Genomic DNA, 14,225 nt, shown 5'->3' on the forward strand with positions numbered 1-14,225 from the left:
GGGAATAAACTCATGGCCCGTCGTCGGCATCAGGAAGAACACGTTAACCACGAGCGCTGGCTGGTGTCCTATGCGGATTTCATCACCTTGCTGTTCGCCTTTTTCGTGGTGATGTACTCGATCTCGTCGATCAATGAAGGCAAGTACAAGGTCATTTCCGAGGCGCTGATCGGGGTCTTTACCGATTCCGATCGTTCGCTCAAGCCCATCCCGATCGGTGACGAGCGGCCGAAGACCGTGACCCCGGCCAAGCCGCTGGTCAAGGACAGTGACCAGGTCGATGCCGGCGTCTCCGGCGCCAGCGATCCGCTCAAGAGCATTGCCGACGACATCAGTGCGGCGTTCGGTGACCTGATCAGCTCCAACCAGATGACCGTGCGCGGCAACGAGTTGTGGGTCGAGATCGAACTCAATTCCAGCCTGTTGTTCGGCAGCGGTGACGCCATGCCCAGCGACATCGCGTTCAACATCATCGACAAGGTCGCGGCGATCCTGAAACCGTTCGACAACCCGATCCATGTCGAAGGTTTCACCGACGATCAACCGATCCGCACCGCGCAGTACCCGACCAACTGGGAGCTGTCCTCGGCCCGCTCGGCGAGCATCGTGCGCATGCTGGCGATGCAGGGAGTGAACCCCGGTCGCCTGGCTTCGGTGGGTTACGGCGAGTTTCAGCCGGTGGCCAACAACGCCACCGCTGAAGGCCGCGCCCGCAATCGTCGCGTGGTGCTGGTGGTATCGCGCAACCTCGATGTTCGCCGCAGCCTGACCGGCACCGGAACCGCCCATGCGCAACCGGATGCCGCATTGAAGCGTGCTGGCACACAAACTGCACCGACCCCGGTCAAGTCGCCGGTACGAGAGAACGCCGTCAATTCTCCGTCACCCGCATTAACACGTTGAGCTATTTCTCGGTCGATCCGTTCGGCCGGGAGGAACAATCCGAATGAGAGTCTGGGCAGTCGCCAATCAAAAGGGTGGTGTCGGTAAAACCACTTCCTCCATCGCTTTAGCCGGTTTACTGGCGGAGGCGGGCAAGCGCGTGGTCGTGGTCGATCTCGACCCCCACGGCTCGATGACCAGCTACTTCGGCTACGATCCCGACGCCCTGGAGCACAGCAGCTACGACCTGTTCCTGCACAAGGGCAACGTGCCCCAAGGCCTGCCGGGTCAACTGCTGCTGTCGACCAGTGACGAACGCATCTCCCTGTTGCCCTCCAGCACCGCGCTGGCCACCCTTGAGCGCCAGTCGCCGGGGCAGAGCGGTTTGGGCCTGGTGATTGCCAAGAGCCTGACGCAATTGTGGCAGGACTTCGATTACGCCGTGATCGACAGCCCGCCCTTGCTTGGCGTGCTGATGGTCAATGCCTTGGCGGCGAGCCAGCAGCTGGTGATCCCGGTGCAGACCGAACACCTGGCGGTCAAGGGCCTGGAGCGCATGGTCAACACCCTGGCGATGATCAACCGTTCGCGCAAACAGGCGTTGCCCTTCACCATCGTGCCGACCCTGTTTGACCGACGCACCCAGGCGTCCCTCGGAACCTTGCGCGTGCTGCGCGACAAATTCCCCGAGGAAATCTGGCAAGGCTACATCCCGGTGGACACGCGCCTGCGCGATGCCAGCCGCGCCGGTCTGACGCCTTCGCGGTTCGACGGCAAGAGCCGTGGCGTTCTCGCTTACCGCGCGTTGCTCAAGCATCTGCTGGCGGCGCAACTTGTCGCGCAGGTGGCGTGACATGAGCCCAATTCCCGTAGGAGCTGCCGCAGGCTGCGATCTTTTGATCTTGCTTGGCGGAGCCCTTGATATCGCTAAAAGATCGCAGCCTGCGGCAGCTCCTACAGGGGGATGCCGATGAATCGGCCATTGAAGCTCACATCGCGCCCGCAACTGGCGTTGCAGTCGTACCTGGACAGCCTGCTGCAAGACGCGACCGAGGACATGGCGCCTGAGATTGAGGCGCTGGCCGAAGTTGTCGAAGCGGTGAAAGTCATCGAAGAGCAAGCCGTGCTGGACGAGTTCCAGGCTGCGGTGCTCGAGGAGCAGGTCCGGGATGCACAGAAGACCGCAGTGGCTGCCGCGCCGGTTGTCGCGCCTTTGGCAAAGACTCCCGTAGCCGTGGCCGAAGCCCCGGAACCCGTTCTGGCGCCGGTTTCGACCCTTGCGCCACTGTTGCAAACCCTGGTGGTTCCCGTCATTGAGGAGCCTGCGGCGCTGGTGCCGCCAGTCGTTGAAGTGCACCTGCCGCCGAGCAATACGCCGCCACCGGTGGAAACCGATGGTCGGCCGTCCTGGGCTGCCGAACCCTTCGAATGCCTGTTGTTCGATGTTGCCGGCTTGACCCTGGCGGTGCCGCTGGTGTGCCTGGGGTCGATTTACTCCCTGGCCGGCCACGAGTTGACGCCGTTGTTCGGCCAGCCGGAGTGGTTCCTGGGCATCCTGCCGAGCCAGGCCGGCAACCTCAAGGTGCTCGATACCGCGCGTTGGGTCATGCCCGACCGTTATCGCGACGATTTCAAGCAGGGCCTGCAATACGTGATTTCGGTGCAAGGCTACGAGTGGGGGCTGGCGGTGCATCAGGTCAGCCGTTCGTTGCGCCTGAACCCGAATGAAATCAAATGGAGAAGTCACCGAGGTCAGCGGCCATGGCTCGCCGGCACGGTGATTGAACACATGTGCGCCTTGCTCGATGTCGCCTCGTTGGCCGAGTTGATCGCAAGTGGCGGCGCCAGGCACATGTCCGGCAGCAAGCCGGGCCACAAACCGACATCAGTCAAATAAACAAAACAGGCGATGTCACTCTGATGATGTTGCACAGAACACACACCGCCAGGGCGGTTTCTTGAGGGGTCAGGGTATGAATGACAAGGCAACGGCGGCAAAGGGTTCCGAAGATCCGATCCTGCAATGGGTCACCTTCAAGCTGGACAACGAGACCTACGGCATCAACGTGATGCGTGTCCAGGAAGTCCTGCGCTACACCGAAATCGCCCCGGTCCCGGGTGCCCCGAGCTACGTGCTGGGCATCATCAACCTGCGCGGCAACGTCGTCACCGTGATCGACACCCGCCAGCGCTTCGGCCTGATGAATGCCGAGATCAGCGACAACACCCGTATCGTCATCATCGAAGCCGACAAGCAGGTGGTCGGGATCATGGTCGACAGCGTGGCCGAAGTTGTTTACCTGCGTCAGTCGGAAATCGAAACCGCGCCGAACGTGGGTAACGAAGAGTCCGCCAAGTTCATTCAAGGCGTGTGCAACAAGAACAACGAATTACTCATCCTGGTCGAGCTCGACAAGATGATGAGCGAAGAAGAATGGTCGGAACTGGAGAGTATCTGATTGATTCTCGAGGTGGCGGTCATTGTCCTGTTTCTGTTCTGGGCAGGCACGCTGGCAATGTTCCTGGCGTACATTCGCGGTCAGAAGCAGATCGTCGCGCAACAGGCCAAGGTTGATGCGCTGCGCGATCAGCGCATCAAGGACCTGGCCAAGCGCGTCGACGACTACCAGAACGGCAACGTGCGCATGGGCGAAGACCTGCATGAACTGCGGGCGATCGTGGCGCCCTTGCCGGACAAACTCGCTCAGCTGGAACAACGCGACCCCACAAGCCTGTCGTTTGCCCAGGCGGCGCGACTGGTCGGGATGGGCGCCAGCGTCAACGAACTGACCCAGTCCTGCGGCTTGACCCAGGCTGAAGCGGAGTTGATGAGCAAGCTGCACAAGAACTGAGTGTTGCGATCAGGCTGAAATCGCTTTCGTCGGAACGCCGCCCGGAGCAAGCCCGCTCCCACACTGGATCAATGTCGTACACAAAATTTGTGTTCACAGAAGACCAAATGTGGGAGCGGGCTTGCTCGCGAAGGCGTCTTAGAATACGCAGCAATCTTCCCCGCGATCCGACTCATTCCTCTCTATCTTCAGACAGGGATTACGCTGTCGTAGTCTCCTGCCTATAACATTCTCAGATCCCACCGTCTTGTGATCGCAAACAGCGATCAGTAGTTTGATCTGCTCAAACATACACAGTGCCAGGAAGGCTTATGATCGACATTTTGCGTGGTACACCGCTGTGGGTTTATGCGGTGTTTTTTATTCTGAGCTACTACGGTGTCAGCGCCTGTTTCAGGAGCCATGTATCGAAAAGGTCATTGCAGATATCGCCCGTGATATTCGTGGCGTTGTCCCTCGCATCGCTCAATCCCTCCCAGGAAATTGCAATCCAGCTTTCAGTCTATACATTGGGATTGCTTGCGGGGTGGTTGCTGGCACTGCGTTTTTTCTCGTACAACAATGTGCAGTGCGAGGGGCAACATCTGGTTCTACCCGGTACGATCAAGGTACTGATTGTGTATTGGGGCTTTTTTGCCTGGCGTTATTACGAAGGTTACCAGGCGGCCATGTACCCGGAACTGGCCAATGAAATGTCGGCGGTCGCGGGGGCGGCGCTGGGGGCAGGGCTCATCAATGGTTTGATTGTTGGTCGCAGTTTCAGGCTATTGCGTTTTTTCAGGTTTGAACACGTGACGCCTCGGAGTTGATGAGCAAGTTGCGCAAGAACTGAGTTTTACAGTTTCTTGAGATTGCTATCGCGAGCAAGCTCGCTCCCACAGTAGTTGTATCTCGTACACAAAATACGTGTTCACTGAAGATCAAATGTGGGAGCGAGCTTGCTCGCGATGGCGGCCTTGAAAACTCAGTAGTCTTCCCCGCGTTCGGTAACATCCTTCTCCACCATCAGCGCATCCGGTTCCTGCCCCGCCGGAAACCTCCCCTTCAAATTCCACGCAAACGCAATGATCTCGGCAATCGTCAGATAGAGTTCCTGCGGAATGCTGTCCCCCAACTCCATCCTCGCCAGCAGCCTCACCAGCTCTGCGTTTTCGTAGATCGGCACTTCGCAGTCGCGGGCAATGCGCAGGATTTCTTCCGCCAGCGCTTCGTCGCCCTTGGCGGTGAGGGTGGGGGCGTGGGTGCCGTCGTATTTGAGGGCGATGGCCTGGCGTGGGGCGTTGGGGTTTTTCATGCGGTTTCGTCGACCCAGCGTTGTTCGAGGCGGGTTTGCGGGCCTTGGGGCGGCGTGCCGAGGTGGCAATCGAGGTCGCCGACGTTCAGGCCGGCGGACAGCAAGCGGTCACGCAGCCCGCTCAGGTTGCTTTCGATCAGGCTGGCGGTGTAAGGCCGCTCTGCCCAGAGCTGGCTGGAGAGGCTGCCCTTGATCAGTTGCGCCTGGATTTGCAGCGGCCCTAAAGGCTCCATGGCGAAGGCCAGTTCCACACGCCACAGCTGTTGTTTGGGGTCGCGTTCTTCGCGACGTTCCTTGGGCTGTTCTTTTTCGGGTGAGTCTTCACGCTGGAACTTGACCTGCAAGGGCACGATGTCCTGCATGTTGCGCATCGGGATTTCCAGTTGCCAGGTGCTCATCAGCCGTCCGTCGGCAGTTACACCGGTTTGTTCCAGGCTCGACAGTTGATGGCTTTGCAGGCGTGAAACCGCGGCGGCGGCCAGGCGCAGCAGGTGTTCGAGGTCGTTTTCGCCGTCGGCGCCTTGCAACTGGCGTTCGGGCAGCGGGAAGCCGGTCGGCGACGGCTTGGCACTGACCTGGCCGAGCATGCCCAAAGCATTGCGGACAAAATTCGGCATGGCCTGGGCCAGGGTGTTGGCGGCGATGACCGCGCCGAGGCTGGTGTTGGCCGGCAAGCCCTGACTCAATTGCGCAACCAGTTTGAGCAGGTCGCCTTTCATGTCCGGCGCGAGCGTCGGGTTTTGCCCGGTGAGCAGTTTGCTTTCGAGAAACACACCGCTGCTGGCCAGGGCCTGGGCGAGGCCCTTGGGGGTGCTCAGCTGTTGAACATCCGGCAGGCCAGCGAGCAACCGGGCAGCGGCGCTGCGCAATTCAACGGATGTCTGGTCCGAGGGCGCAAGGTTCTGCAGCAGCTTGAGCAAGCCATCCAGCGAGCCCTGGCGGCTTTGCTGGTCGACCAGTTGCCGGGTCACCGCCAGTTGTTCCTGTCGGTTGCCCAGGGGCACGAATTTCACGGTCTGGGCGTCTTGCACCTGCGCGCTCAACAAGGTGCCAATGCGCAAGGGCCGGGGGCTGTCGATGCTCAGGGTGCTGCCGTTCAGTGCGGTATTAAGCAGGCCCACCATCGAGCGAAACACCGTGGGCTGGCCGGGCACCTGGGGCAGCACTTGCGAGGTCAGCACCTTGCCCTGCAGCAGGGTGCCAACGGGCAGTTGCGCGGTGTCGAGGCGGGTGAGGGTGGTGACGTTGGAGGCAATGGCCTGTTGTACCGTCACGGCCAGATTGCCGGCCGAGGGCTGGCTGACGACCAGCGTGGTGCCCTGGGCCAGCGGTTGATTACTGGTGGTCTGGACCGTGGTCTGGCGGCCGCTGTCGAGGGTGACCTTGAGCAGCATCTGGAAAGTCTGGTCCGCCTGCTTGAGCGACAACACTTCGGCCTGGGCGGTTTGACCGACGCTGATCAGCCCCTCCACTGGCGTCAGCAACTTGAGCAACTCACCGCTGACCACCTGCGGGCGCGAAGTCGCCGGGAGGGTTTGCGGTAGCGGGAGGATGTTCATTTCGCCTGTCATACGCGGTCACAACCTGAGGAAAATGCACTCTTTAGAGTAAGGCATGGCATGTATAATGCCGCGCCGTTGTATCCAAAAATGGCGAAAACTTTGCAATTGTTTGACGCAGCTCTCTAGAACAAGACGTCATTGCATCTATGCTGCATCTCTTTAACGGCCGCGCCAGAGCCGACTTGAACCGTATAAGGCCCGTGATCCCTTGACCAGTCCTGTCCTGCAAACCGTTGCCCTTGCCTGTGAGCGAGACCTTCGGCTGCTCTTCGAAAATCTCGATTTGAGACTGGCCAGTGGCGAAATGATGCAAATCAGCGGCCCCAACGGCAGTGGCAAGACCAGCCTGTTGCGCCTGCTCTCGGGGCTGATGCAGCCGACCGCCGGTCAGGTGCTGCTCAACGGCCAGCCGCTGAACGAACAACGCGGTGAGCTGGCGCGCAACCTGCTGTGGATCGGCCACGCTGCCGGGATCAAGGATTTGCTGACGCCGGAAGAGAACCTGAGCTGGCTGTGCGCCTTGCATCATCCGGCGACCCACGAGGCGATCTGGCAGGCGCTGGCCGCGGTCGGCCTGCGTGGTTTCGAGGATGTGCCTTGTCACACCCTGTCTGCCGGTCAGCAGCGACGCGTCGCCCTGGCGCGCCTTTACCTGGACAGTCCGCCGCTGTGGATCCTCGATGAACCCTTTACCGCCCTCGACAAGCAGGGCGTGGCACAGCTTGAATCTCATCTGGCCGGCCACTGCGAACGCGGCGGCATGGTGGTGTTGACCACCCACCACACGCTGAGCCGGATGCCGGCCGGTTATCGCGACATCGATCTGGGGAGCTGGGCCGTATGAGTGTTTTCGGCCTGCTGGTCGCCCGTGAGGCCCGTCTGTTGTTCCGCCGCCCGGCGGAACTGGCCAATCCACTGGTGTTCTTCGCCATTGTCGTTTCGCTGTTCCCGCTGGCGGTCGGACCTGAGTCTCAATTGTTGCAAACCTTGTCTCCGGGACTGGTCTGGGTCGCGGCGCTTTTATCGGTTTTGCTCTCGCTGGACGGGCTTTTCCGCAGTGATTTCGAGGATGGATCCCTCGAACAGTGGGTCCTTTCGCCGCACCCCCTGGCTCTTCTGGTTTTGGCCAAGGTGCTGGCACACTGGGCTTTTTCCGGCCTGGCACTGGTTTTGCTCGCGCCTTTGCTGGCGCTGATGCTCGGTTTGCCTGCCGCCTGTCTGCCAGTGTTGCTGCTTTCGTTGCTGCTCGGTACACCGGTACTGAGCCTGCTCGGTGCAGTGGGCGCGGCGCTGACGGTGGGCTTGAAACGCGGTGGCCTGCTGCTGGCACTGCTGATTCTGCCGTTGTACATCCCGGTGTTGATCCTCGGCAGTGGCGCCTTGCAGGCTGCCTTGCAGGGAATGCCGGCGACCGGTTATCTCCTGTGGCTTGGCAGCCTGACCGCCCTGGCGATAACCCTGACACCTTTTGCAATAGCTGCTGGCCTGAAGATCAGCGTCGGCGAATAATAACGAGGCCTGGTCATTTTTTGATCACTTCTTTTGACGGAAGGCAGGCCCTGGCTCTTCACAGTAAAGAGCAACCGTGATGGAAACAGTATGAACTGGACGTGGTTTCACAAGCTTGGCTCGCCCAAATGGTTTTACGGCATCAGCGGCAAACTGCTGCCCTGGCTGAGCGTTGCGGCGTTGCTGCTGATCGGCGTTGGCGTGGTCTGGGGCCTGGCTTTTGCGCCGCCGGACTACCAGCAGGGCAACAGCTTCCGCATCATCTATATTCACGTCCCGGCCGCCATGCTGGCGCAGTCCATCTATGTGATGCTGGCGGTGTGCGGCATCGTCAGCCTCGTGTGGAAGATGAAACTGGCCGACGTCGCCCTGCAATGCGCGGCGCCCATCGGTGCGTGGATGACCGCCGTGGCGCTGGTCACCGGGGCGATCTGGGGCAAGCCGACCTGGGGCTCGTGGTGGGTCTGGGATGCACGCCTGACGTCCATGCTTATCCTGCTGTTCCTGTACTTCGGTCTCATTGCGCTGGGCAACGCGATCAGCAATCGTGACAGCGCGGCCAAGGCTTGCGCGGTGCTGGCGATCGTCGGCGTGATCAACATCCCGATCATCAAATACTCGGTGGAGTGGTGGAACACCCTGCACCAGGGCGCGACCTTCACCCTCACCGAAAAACCGGCGATGCCCGCCGAGATGTGGCTGCCATTGCTGCTGACGGCGTTGGGTTTCTACTGTTTCTTCGGCGCGGTCCTGCTGCTGCGCATGCGTCTTGAAGTGCTCAAGCGCGAAGCCCGCGCCAGTTGGGTCAAAGCCGAAGTGGAAAACAGCCTGGAGGTCGCTCGATGAGTTTTGCTTCATTCGGCGACTTCATCGCCATGGGTCATCATGGCCTGTATGTCTGGTCAGCCTATGGCATCTGCCTGGCGGTACTGACCCTCAACGTGGCGGCGCCGATCCTGGCCCGCAAGCGGTATCTGCAACAAGAGGCGCGTCGTCTGCGCCGGGAGAACGGCAAGTGAATCCGCTGCGCAAAAAGCGTCTTATCATCATTCTCGCGATCCTGGTCGGGGTCGGCGCTGCCGTCGGCCTGGCCCTGAGTGCCCTGCAGCAGAACATCAACCTGTTTTACACGCCGACCCAGATCGCCAACGGCGAAGCCCCGCAGGACACGCGTATCCGTGCCGGCGGCATGGTCGAGGCCGGTTCCTTGCAGCGCTCCGGCGACTCGCTGGACGTGAAGTTCGTGGTCACCGACTTCAACAAATCCGTGACCATCACTTATCGCGGCATCCTGCCGGACCTGTTCCGCGAAGGGCAGGGCATCGTCGCCTTGGGCAAGCTCAATGCCGATGGCGTGGTGGTGGCCGATGAGGTGCTGGCCAAGCACGATGAGAAGTACATGCCGCCAGAAGTGACCAAGGCCCTGAAAGACAGCGGCCAGTCGGCACCCACTCCCGTGAAAGAGGGCTAACTGATGACAGCTGGAATCTTCATTCCCGAGTTGGGCCACCTGGCCATGATCCTGGCGCTGTGTTTCGCGCTGGTTCAGGCCGTGGTGCCATTGGTCGGTGCCTGGCGCGGTGACCGCTTCTGGATGAGCCTGGCCCAGCCGGCCGCGTGGGGGCAGTTTGCATTCTTGCTGTTCGCCTTCGGTTGCCTGACCTACGCCTTCATGGTCGACGACTTCTCCGTGGTTTATGTGGCCAACAACTCCAACAGCGCCTTGCCGTGGTACTACAAGTTCAGCGCCGTGTGGGGTGCCCACGAAGGCTCCCTGTTGTTGTGGGCCTTGATTCTCGGCGGCTGGACCTTCGCGGTGTCGGTGTTTTCCCGGCAGTTGCCGCAGGTCATGCTGGCCCGCGTGCTGGCGGTGATGGGCATGATCAGCACCGGTTTCCTGCTGTTCCTGATCATGACCTCGAACCCGTTCAAGCGCATCCTGCCGCAAATGCCCACTGACGGCGCCGACCTCAACCCGCTGCTGCAAGACATCGGCCTGATCGTTCACCCGCCGATGCTGTACATGGGCTACGTCGGTTTCTCGGTGGCCTTCGCCTTCGCCATCGCCGCGCTGATGGGCGGTCGCCTGGATGCCGCGTGGGCGCGCTGGTCGCGTCCGTGGACCATCGTGGCCTGGGCGTTCCTCGGTATCGGCATCACCCTCGGTTCGTGGTGGGCGTACTACGAACTCGGCTGGGGCGGCTGGTGGTTCTGGGACCCGGTGGAAAACGCCTCGTTCATGCCATGGCTGGTGGGCACCGCGCTGATCCACTCGTTGGCGGTCACGGAAAAACGTGGCGTGTTCAAGAGCTGGACCGTGTTGCTGGCCATCGCCGCATTCTCCTTGAGTCTGCTGGGTACCTTCCTCGTGCGTTCCGGCGTGCTGACATCGGTGCACGCCTTTGCCTCCGATCCGGAGCGCGGGGTGTTCATCCTGATTTTCCTGCTGTTCGTGGTCGGTGGTTCGCTGACGCTGTTCGCCCTGCGCGCGCCGGTGGTCAAGAGCCAGGTGGGCTTCAACCTCTGGTCCCGGGAAACCCTGTTGCTGGGCAACAACCTGGTACTGGTGGTGGCCGCGTCGATGATCCTGCTCGGCACCTTGTACCCGCTGATTCTCGATGCCATGACCGGCGCCAAGCTGTCGGTCGGCCCGCCGTACTTCAACGCGCTGTTCATTCCGTTGATGGCATTGCTGATGGTGGTGATGGCGGTCGGCGTGATCGTGCGCTGGAAAGACACCCCGGTGAAATGGCTGGTGAGCATGCTCACCCCGGTCCTGCTCGGCAGCGCTGCGCTGGCGGTAGTGGCCGGCGTCGCCTATGGCGATTTCAACTGGGCCGTGCTCGCGACCTTCATGCTAGCCGCCTGGGTGTTGCTGGCCGGCGTGCGTGACATCTTCGACAAGACTCGCCACAAAGGCCTGATCAAAGGTTTGCCGACCCTGACCCGCAGCTACTGGGGCATGCAGGTCGCGCACCTGGGTATTGCCGTGTGTGCGCTGGGTGTCGTGCTGTCGAGCCAGAACAGTGCCGAGCGCGACCTGCGCCTGGCGCCGGGCGAATCCATGGACCTGGGCGGCTATCAGTTCGTCTTCGAAGGCGCCAAACACTTCGAAGGCCCGAACTTCACTTCCGACAAGGGCACCGTGCGGGTGATCAAGGGCGGCAAGGAAATCAGCGTGCTGCACCCGGAAAAACGCCTTTATACCGTGCAGAATTCGGTGATGACCGAAGCGGGCATCGACGCCGGTTTCACCCGCGACCTTTATGTCGCCCTCGGTGAACCACTGGGTAACGGTGCCTGGGCCGTGCGCGTGCACGTCAAGCCGTTCGTGCGCTGGATCTGGTTCGGCGGCTTGCTGACCGGCTTCGGCGGGTTGCTGGCGGCGCTGGATCGGCGTTATCGGGTCAAGGTCAAAAGCCGCGTGCGCGAAGCACTGGGCATGTCGGGAGCCACTGCATGAAGCGTTGGTTGATGTTGTTGCCACTGGCGATTTTTCTGGTGGTCGCTGTATTCCTTTACCGTGGGTTGTACCTGGATCCGGCCGAGCTGCCTTCGGCCATGATCAACAAGCCGTTCCCGGAGTTTTCCCTGCCGTCGGTGCAGGGCGACAAGACCCTGACCCGCGCTGACATTCTGGGTAAGCCGGCGCTGGTCAACGTCTGGGGCACCTGGTGTATTTCCTGCCGGGTCGAGCACCCGGTGTTGAACAAGCTGGCCCAGCAGGGCGTGGTGATCTACGGCATCAACTACAAGGACGTCAATGCCGACGCCTTGAAGTGGCTGAAAGACTTTCACAACCCATATGCGCTGGACATTCGTGACGATCAAGGCTCGCTGGGCCTGAACCTCGGCGTGTACGGCGCACCGGAAACCTTCTTCATCGATGCCAAGGGCATCATCCGTGACAAGTTCGTCGGCGTGATCGACGAGCAGGTCTGGCGTGAAAAACTGGCGGGCAAGTACCAGGCGCTGGTCGACGAGGCCAAGCCATGAAGCGCTGGATCGCTGCCGTTGTCCTGGGCCTGAGCCTGGCGGGTGTGGCCCACGCGGCCATCGACACCTACGAGTTCGCCAAGGAAGGTGACCGCGAACGCTTTCGCGAGCTGACCAAGGAGCTGCGTTGCCCCAAGTGTCAGAACCAGGACATCGCCGACTCCAACGCACCGATTGCCGCCGACCTGCGCAAAGAGATTTTCCGCATGCTCGGCGAGGGCAAGGACAACCAGCAGATCATCGACTTCATGGTCGATCGCTACGGTGATTTCGTCCGCTACAAGCCTGCACTGAACGCCAAGACCGCCTTGCTCTGGTTCGGCCCCGCCGGCCTGCTGCTGGGCGGTGTCGTGATCATCGCGGTGATCGTCCGCCGTCGTCGCGTGCAACGCGCCGGCACCCCGGGCTCGCTTTCTGCCGAGGAGCGCTCGCGCCTCGACCACCTGTTGGATAAAACCAAGAATGATTGATTTCTGGCTCGCTGCAGGTCTGCTGCTTCTGGTTGCCCTGAGTTTTCTGTTGATCCCGGTGCTGCGCAGCCGTCGCGCCCAGCGCGAAGAGGATCGTACCGCCCTGAACGTCGCGCTGTATCAGGAGCGTGTGGCTGAGTTGCAGACTCAGCAGGAAGAGGGCGTGCTCGATGCGGCGCAAATGGACGCCGGTCGCGCCGAAGCCGCCCGTGAATTGCTGGCGGACACCGAAGGCGCTGACGCGCCGCGGGTGTCGCGTCTGGGCAAACCCTTGCCCTTGCTGGCGGCCATTCTGGTGCCGGTGCTGGGCCTGGGCCTGTATCTGCATTTCGGTGCCAGCGACAAGGTCGAGCTGACCCGCGAATTTTCCCAGGCACCCCAGTCGATGGAAGAGATGACCCAGCGCCTGGAGCGTGCGGTCGCCGCTCAGCCGGATTCCGCTGAAGGCATGTACTTCCTCGGTCGTACCTACATGGCTCAGGATCGCCCGGCGGATGCGGCGAAGATGTTCGAACGTACCGTCAACCTGGCCGGTCGCCAGCCCGAGTTGCTCGGTCAATGGGCCCAGGCCCAGTACTTCGCCGATGGCAAGAAGTGGTCGGACAAGGTCCAGGCCCTGACCGACGAAGCGCTCAAGGCCGACCCGAAAGAAGTCACCAGCCTTGGCCTGCTGGGCATTGCCGCGTTCGAAAGCGAGCGTTATCAGGACGCCATCGATTACTGGAATCGGCTGTTGGCGCAGTTGCCGCCGGAAGATAAATCCCGCGAAGCGCTGCAAGGCGGGATTACCCGGGCCACGGAGAAGCTGGTGGCCAGTGGCGGCAAGGTTGCGCAAGCACCGGCAGCGAAGACCGCGGCGTTGCTCAAGGTCAGCGTCGACCTGGCAGCGGACCTCAAATCCAAGGTCCAGCCCGGCGACAGCGTGTTCATCTTCGCCCGTGCGATCTCCGGTCCTCCGGCCCCGCTGGCGGTCAAGCGCATGACCGTGGCCGACCTGCCGGTGACCGTCGAACTGGGCGATGCCGATGCAATGATGCCGCAATTGAAACTGTCGAACTTCCCTGAAGTCCAACTGGTTGCGCGCATTTCCCGTGCCGGCAAACCGACCGCCGGCGAATGGATAGGTCGCAGCCAACCCCTGGCCAGCAGCACCACCGCGCCGCAAACACTGACCATCGACAGCCCGGATAAATAACAGGAAACGCCACCATGACCGCCATTGCTCGTATTGCCCTGCTCAGCGCTGTTTTGGGGTTAAGCGCTTGTGCGGTCCAGCCACCAACGGAACATCAGGCACCAACACCGTTCCCGCCGTCGCAGCCGAGCCCCACGCCATCGACGTCGCCCGTACCGAGCAAGCCGACCGTCCCGGCCAAACCCTCCAAGCCGTTGCCGCGCACCTCTGCCAGCTTCGCGCCACCACCGGGGGGCAATAGCCATTGGGATCCGAAGCTTGGGGTGTATGTGCTGGATGACCAGCCCAATACCTTTTATCGCCAGCGTACCTATTACCGCTGGGATAGCGGCTGGAGTAGGTCGATCAGTCCGAACGGGCCGTGGGAAGATACTGACATCCACGGTGTACCGGGTGGCCTGGGACGGAAATTCGGGCAGTAATGCAAAAAAAGGCGACCTTCGGGGGCGCCTTTTTTGTGGGCGT

General features: G+C 61.4%; 18 protein-coding genes. 16 read left to right on the forward strand and 2 right to left on the reverse strand.

Annotation, left to right across the window (positions count from 1 at the left end; all coding sequences use genetic code 11):
- The first annotated feature begins 12 nt into the window (after nt 1–12).
- The 6 genes from motD to ACM6IT_RS10310 all read left to right on the forward strand — a co-directional run bounded on the left by motD (nt 13) and on the right by ACM6IT_RS10310 (nt 4,543).
- Nucleotides 13–903: a flagellar motor protein MotD gene (motD, locus tag ACM6IT_RS10285; RefSeq protein WP_056721611.1), complete on the forward strand. Its 891-nt coding sequence runs from the start codon at nt 13–15 to the stop codon at nt 901–903.
- Nucleotides 904–946: 43 nt separating this feature from the next.
- Nucleotides 947–1,735: a ParA family protein gene (locus ACM6IT_RS10290; protein ID WP_414917927.1), complete on the forward strand. Its 789-nt coding sequence runs from the start codon at nt 947–949 to the stop codon at nt 1,733–1,735.
- 117 nt (nt 1,736–1,852) lie between these two features.
- Nucleotides 1,853–2,779, forward strand: coding sequence for a CheW domain-containing protein (locus ACM6IT_RS10295; protein ID WP_414913104.1), 927 nt, complete (start codon nt 1,853–1,855; stop codon nt 2,777–2,779).
- A 76-nt stretch (nt 2,780–2,855) separates the two neighbouring features.
- Nucleotides 2,856–3,341: a chemotaxis protein CheW gene (locus tag ACM6IT_RS10300; protein ID WP_007980742.1), complete on the forward strand. Its 486-nt coding sequence runs from the start codon at nt 2,856–2,858 to the stop codon at nt 3,339–3,341.
- Nucleotides 3,342–3,734: a DUF2802 domain-containing protein gene (locus tag ACM6IT_RS10305; RefSeq protein ID WP_056721615.1), complete on the forward strand. Its 393-nt coding sequence runs from the start codon at nt 3,342–3,344 to the stop codon at nt 3,732–3,734. It begins immediately after the preceding gene.
- 311 nt (nt 3,735–4,045) lie between these two features.
- Nucleotides 4,046–4,543, forward strand: a complete 498-nt coding sequence (locus tag ACM6IT_RS10310; protein ID WP_414913105.1) for a DUF6622 family protein — start codon at nt 4,046–4,048, stop codon at nt 4,541–4,543.
- Nucleotides 4,544–4,698: 155 nt separating this feature from the next.
- On the opposite strand, the gene ACM6IT_RS10315 is transcribed toward ACM6IT_RS10310, so the two are convergent.
- The gene (locus tag ACM6IT_RS10315; protein ID WP_414917928.1) at nt 4,699–5,028 is read right to left on the reverse strand and encodes an EscU/YscU/HrcU family type III secretion system export apparatus switch protein; all 330 of its coding nucleotides are present in this window, start codon (nt 5,026–5,028) and stop codon (nt 4,699–4,701) included.
- Nucleotides 5,025–6,599: a flagellar hook-length control protein FliK gene (locus ACM6IT_RS10320; RefSeq protein WP_414917929.1), complete on the reverse strand. Its 1,575-nt coding sequence runs from the start codon at nt 6,597–6,599 to the stop codon at nt 5,025–5,027. Before ACM6IT_RS10320 ends, ACM6IT_RS10315 begins: the two co-directional genes overlap by 4 nt.
- Nucleotides 6,600–6,798: 199 nt before the next feature.
- On the opposite strand from ACM6IT_RS10320, the gene ccmA reads away from it, so the two are divergent.
- The 10 genes from ccmA (at nt 6,799) to ACM6IT_RS10370 (ending at nt 14,182) form a co-directional block, all read left to right on the forward strand.
- Entirely contained in the window at nt 6,799–7,434 is a 636-nt protein-coding gene (gene ccmA, locus ACM6IT_RS10325) for a cytochrome c biogenesis heme-transporting ATPase CcmA (protein ID WP_046037681.1), read from the forward strand.
- Nucleotides 7,431–8,099 (forward strand): heme exporter protein CcmB, encoded by a 669-nt coding sequence (ccmB, locus tag ACM6IT_RS10330; protein ID WP_007980754.1) that lies wholly within the window; start codon nt 7,431–7,433, stop codon nt 8,097–8,099. The genes ccmA and ccmB overlap by 4 nt, the downstream gene beginning before the upstream one ends.
- Before the next feature lie 90 nt (nt 8,100–8,189).
- Complete coding sequence (locus ACM6IT_RS10335) at nt 8,190–8,945, forward strand: heme ABC transporter permease (RefSeq protein ID WP_056721625.1); 756 nt, start codon at nt 8,190–8,192, stop codon at nt 8,943–8,945.
- Complete coding sequence (gene ccmD / locus ACM6IT_RS10340; RefSeq protein ID WP_060541438.1) at nt 8,942–9,118, forward strand: heme exporter protein CcmD; 177 nt, start codon at nt 8,942–8,944, stop codon at nt 9,116–9,118. The genes ACM6IT_RS10335 and ccmD overlap by 4 nt, the downstream gene beginning before the upstream one ends.
- Complete coding sequence (ccmE, locus tag ACM6IT_RS10345; protein WP_056721628.1) at nt 9,115–9,570, forward strand: cytochrome c maturation protein CcmE; 456 nt, start codon at nt 9,115–9,117, stop codon at nt 9,568–9,570. The genes ccmD and ccmE overlap by 4 nt, the downstream gene beginning before the upstream one ends.
- A 3-nt stretch (nt 9,571–9,573) precedes the next feature.
- Nucleotides 9,574–11,562, forward strand: coding sequence for a heme lyase CcmF/NrfE family subunit (locus ACM6IT_RS10350; protein WP_414917930.1), 1,989 nt, complete (start codon nt 9,574–9,576; stop codon nt 11,560–11,562).
- The gene (locus ACM6IT_RS10355; RefSeq protein ID WP_414917931.1) at nt 11,559–12,095 is read left to right on the forward strand and encodes a DsbE family thiol:disulfide interchange protein; all 537 of its coding nucleotides are present in this window, start codon (nt 11,559–11,561) and stop codon (nt 12,093–12,095) included. Before ACM6IT_RS10350 ends, ACM6IT_RS10355 begins: the two co-directional genes overlap by 4 nt.
- A complete protein-coding gene (locus ACM6IT_RS10360; protein WP_409078493.1) occupies nt 12,092–12,565 on the forward strand; it encodes a cytochrome c-type biogenesis protein in 474 nt (157 codons plus the stop codon). Before ACM6IT_RS10355 ends, ACM6IT_RS10360 begins: the two co-directional genes overlap by 4 nt.
- Nucleotides 12,558–13,760: a c-type cytochrome biogenesis protein CcmI gene (gene ccmI / locus ACM6IT_RS10365; RefSeq protein ID WP_056721635.1), complete on the forward strand. Its 1,203-nt coding sequence runs from the start codon at nt 12,558–12,560 to the stop codon at nt 13,758–13,760. The genes ACM6IT_RS10360 and ccmI overlap by 8 nt, the downstream gene beginning before the upstream one ends.
- Before the next feature lie 14 nt (nt 13,761–13,774).
- On the forward strand, nt 13,775–14,182 hold the full coding sequence (locus ACM6IT_RS10370) for a hypothetical protein (protein ID WP_082562888.1): 408 nt from the start codon (nt 13,775–13,777) through the stop codon (nt 14,180–14,182).
- Nucleotides 14,183–14,225 lie beyond the last annotated feature (43 nt).

Source organism: Pseudomonas sp. IT-P4, assembly GCF_949767755.1.
GTDB lineage: Bacteria > Pseudomonadota > Gammaproteobacteria > Pseudomonadales > Pseudomonadaceae > Aquipseudomonas > Aquipseudomonas monachiensis.

What these genes read in the sequence shown, in the direction of transcription:
- motD (WP_056721611.1), top strand. Translation starts at nt 13, where the DNA reads ATGGCCCGTCGTCGGCATCAGGAAGAACACGTTAACCACGAGCGCTGG.
- ACM6IT_RS10290 (WP_414917927.1), top strand. Translation starts at nt 947, where the DNA reads ATGAGAGTCTGGGCAGTCGCCAATCAAAAGGGTGGTGTCGGTAAAACC.
- ACM6IT_RS10295 (WP_414913104.1), top strand. Translation starts at nt 1,853, where the DNA reads ATGAATCGGCCATTGAAGCTCACATCGCGCCCGCAACTGGCGTTGCAG.
- ACM6IT_RS10300 (WP_007980742.1), top strand. Translation starts at nt 2,856, where the DNA reads ATGAATGACAAGGCAACGGCGGCAAAGGGTTCCGAAGATCCGATCCTG.
- ACM6IT_RS10310 (WP_414913105.1), top strand. Translation starts at nt 4,046, where the DNA reads ATGATCGACATTTTGCGTGGTACACCGCTGTGGGTTTATGCGGTGTTT.
- ACM6IT_RS10315 (WP_414917928.1), bottom strand. Translation starts at nt 5,028, where the DNA reads ATGAAAAACCCCAACGCCCCACGCCAGGCCATCGCCCTCAAATACGAC.
- ACM6IT_RS10320 (WP_414917929.1), bottom strand. Translation starts at nt 6,599, where the DNA reads ATGACAGGCGAAATGAACATCCTCCCGCTACCGCAAACCCTCCCGGCG.
- ccmB (WP_007980754.1), top strand. Translation starts at nt 7,431, where the DNA reads ATGAGTGTTTTCGGCCTGCTGGTCGCCCGTGAGGCCCGTCTGTTGTTC.
- ACM6IT_RS10335 (WP_056721625.1), top strand. Translation starts at nt 8,190, where the DNA reads ATGAACTGGACGTGGTTTCACAAGCTTGGCTCGCCCAAATGGTTTTAC.
- ccmD (WP_060541438.1), top strand. Translation starts at nt 8,942, where the DNA reads ATGAGTTTTGCTTCATTCGGCGACTTCATCGCCATGGGTCATCATGGC.
- ACM6IT_RS10350 (WP_414917930.1), top strand. Translation starts at nt 9,574, where the DNA reads ATGACAGCTGGAATCTTCATTCCCGAGTTGGGCCACCTGGCCATGATC.
- ACM6IT_RS10355 (WP_414917931.1), top strand. Translation starts at nt 11,559, where the DNA reads ATGAAGCGTTGGTTGATGTTGTTGCCACTGGCGATTTTTCTGGTGGTC.
- ACM6IT_RS10360 (WP_409078493.1), top strand. Translation starts at nt 12,092, where the DNA reads ATGAAGCGCTGGATCGCTGCCGTTGTCCTGGGCCTGAGCCTGGCGGGT.
- ccmI (WP_056721635.1), top strand. Translation starts at nt 12,558, where the DNA reads ATGATTGATTTCTGGCTCGCTGCAGGTCTGCTGCTTCTGGTTGCCCTG.
- ACM6IT_RS10370 (WP_082562888.1), top strand. Translation starts at nt 13,775, where the DNA reads ATGACCGCCATTGCTCGTATTGCCCTGCTCAGCGCTGTTTTGGGGTTA.